The organism is Cupriavidus sp. WS (assembly GCF_000395345.1).
GTDB classification, from domain to species: domain Bacteria; phylum Pseudomonadota; class Gammaproteobacteria; order Burkholderiales; family Burkholderiaceae; genus Cupriavidus; species Cupriavidus basilensis_B.
Window position 1 is genome coordinate 1 of sequence record NZ_AQPL01000088.1, and the last position, 2248, is coordinate 2248.

Sequence of the window (2248 nt, forward strand, 5' to 3'; positions counted from 1 at the left end):
CGAGGAAGCGTTCCAGGAAGAATGACGCGGGCGGCGCGCAGCCGCGCTAGGCGTTGCTGCGCGCCTCCGCGCGGTCGTGCCCGGCCCAGGTCAGGCGCCATCCGGACGTGGCCGTCTTGGCCACCAGGCCCGCGTCCTGCAGCAACAGCAGGTGGTGGCCGAGCTTGGATGCCTCGACGTTGCCAAGCGCCTTGGCCAGCTGGAGATCGCTCAGCATGGCCTGGCTGTCGGCCCGCAGCGCCGTCAGAACGCGGTCCGCGAAAGACATGTCTCGCCGCATTTGGTCCCCCTCCCGACGTGTCGGGCGCGCCGCCGGCGGCGCGCTCCTGCTGCCAGCATAGGCGCTAACGCGCGCGTCCACCGTGGGATTTTGCGCGGCCCGCCACACTGCCGCGCGCGCCAAACAAATCGCACACCCTCGCCGGCAAACGGCGTATGCTGCCCGGAAAACGCCGGCACGGGAGACAACGATGGCCAGACAGATCAAGCACAAGGCGGAACTGCGCGCGATGATCCGCGCCGAGCAGCAGAAACACGCGGAATGCGCCGGCACCTGCTTCGGCGACGTGGTCTGGCATGCGCCCGATGCCGATGGCTGCAACTGGACCCTTTCCACGATGGAAGGCGAGAACGGCAAGGCCTGCCTCGACAAGATCCGGCCCTTCACCGCATCGCTGCAGCAGACCTACAACGTGCCCGACGAGGGCAAGTAGTCCGGCTAGCTGGGGAAGCGCATGCGCGGCACGCCCGCGGCGGCGCGCGAGCCGACCGGGCGCAGTTCGCCGTCCCACGGCTGCGCCTGCGGGTCGAGCACGTAGTCGCCCTCGCCGCTCTTGTCGTAGAGGTTGTCGCGGATGGCCTGGCCGATGGCCAGGCGGCAAAGCGCCTCGGAGCTGCCGGCGACGTCGCCGGCCAGCGCCGTGTCATCGCTGGCCTGCACGCCGAACGAGCGCCGGCCTTCGCCGACGAAGCTGGTGAAGCGCACGCCGTTCGGGCGGCTGGCGTCGACGAAGCTGACGGCGACGTGATAGGCGATGCCCTTGCCCTCGCCCGGCAGGGTACACAGGAAGTTCGACGGTGCGGCAACCTTGCTCATGGTGTATGCGCTCGCAAGGCCGCGGCGCGCGCGGCCGGATTTGACAGCCGGACAGGCCGCCGGCGCGGACCGTCCCGCGCTGCGGGGGTCCGGCCATGTTACCGGGGATCGCCGCGGCCCGCGCGGCGGCCCCGCGCCGGTGTCAGAGCGATACCACGGACTGCCCGGGAACCGCGCCGTTGATGATGTCCTCGGCATAGCGCAGCACGCCGCGGCGCGCGGCGCCGACATTGTCCCACTGGGTGCTGTCGAGGCGGAACGTGCGGGCCTGTCCGCCGCTGGGCTCGCCGCCCTCGCGGCAGATCACCACGGCGGCGTCGAAGGTCCGGTCGGGCCTGCGCTCGGGCCAGTTGCGCACCACCGCATGCTTGTAGACGAGCGGGTACAGGTCGTAGCCCTTGTAGCTGGCAATCGGGTTGGTATCCATGATGCGCTCCGCGGTTCGATGCTCCCCACTCTACTCCTATCGCCCGCGCGGCCTGCCTTTTATTTGCGGCGGCGGCGGGCGTCGCGGCCATAAAAAAACCCCGCCAGGCGGGGTTTTTTTCAGCGGTGAAGCTGGGTGAAGCTGCGGCGATCAGATCGGTTCGATCTTGGTCGCTGCCGGGCCCTTCTGGCCCACGCCGGCGACGTAACGCACCTTCTGGCCTTCCTGCAGGGACTTGAAGCCGCTGCCCTGGATTTCGGAGAAGTGCGCGAACAGGTCGTTGCCGCCTGCGTCCGGGGTGATGAAGCCGAAGCCCTTGGAATCATTGAACCACTTGACGGTACCGGTTTCCATGCTGGATATCCTTTAAACCTTAAAAGTTCTGAATGAGCCTGATGCTCACCAGGCACGACGATCAAGGAAGGAACATGGAGCAATTGAATCGCCGCTTGGAGGGGACGATCCATAACATCGGAGTAACCGCTTGAAAGACCTGCATCAGCGTTTATACAGGCCGGCGGGGATGGTGTCAACGAAGCTGCGAAAAAAGTCTGCCGCGCGGCGCAAAAAGGACCGGGGCGAGACCCTTTTGCCGGGCGCCCGGCCCCCGCGCTCAGTCTTCGTAGCCGTCCAGCCCGACCCGGTACAGCGTGGCGCCCACTTTCTCGAGCAGGGCGCGCGCCGCGTCCGTGAACGGCTCCCTGGCCAGCAGCGCGGCCAGTCCC

General features: G+C 67.8%; 5 protein-coding genes. 1 reads left to right on the plus strand and 4 read right to left on the minus strand.

Translation table 11 applies throughout. The features are described from left to right. Window positions 1-46: 46 nt before the first annotated feature. The gene (locus tag K206_RS0108885) at window positions 47-268 is read right to left on the minus strand and encodes a hypothetical protein (RefSeq protein ID WP_020202061.1); all 222 of its coding nucleotides are present in this window, start codon (window positions 266-268) and stop codon (window positions 47-49) included. A 202-nt stretch (window positions 269-470) separates the two neighbouring features. On the opposite strand from K206_RS0108885, the gene K206_RS0108890 reads away from it, so the two are divergent. Next, window positions 471-713 carry a hypothetical protein gene (locus K206_RS0108890; protein WP_020202062.1) on the plus strand — a complete coding sequence of 81 codons (243 nt, stop codon included), beginning with the start codon at window positions 471-473 and terminating at the stop codon, window positions 711-713. Between the two features lie 5 nt (window positions 714-718). Here the strand turns inward: K206_RS0108890 and K206_RS0108895 are convergent, their stop codons facing one another. The 3 genes from K206_RS0108895 to K206_RS0108905 all read right to left on the minus strand — a co-directional run bounded on the left by K206_RS0108895 (window position 719) and on the right by K206_RS0108905 (window position 1877). Then, a complete protein-coding gene (locus tag K206_RS0108895; RefSeq protein WP_020202063.1) occupies window positions 719-1096 on the minus strand; it encodes a hypothetical protein in 378 nt (125 codons plus the stop codon). 142 nt (window positions 1097-1238) lie between these two features. After that, window positions 1239-1523, minus strand: a complete 285-nt coding sequence (locus K206_RS0108900; protein ID WP_020202064.1) for a hypothetical protein — start codon at window positions 1521-1523, stop codon at window positions 1239-1241. Between the two features lie 150 nt (window positions 1524-1673). Then, entirely contained in the window at window positions 1674-1877 is a 204-nt protein-coding gene (locus K206_RS0108905; RefSeq protein WP_020202065.1) for a cold-shock protein, read from the minus strand. Window positions 1878-2248 lie beyond the last annotated feature (371 nt).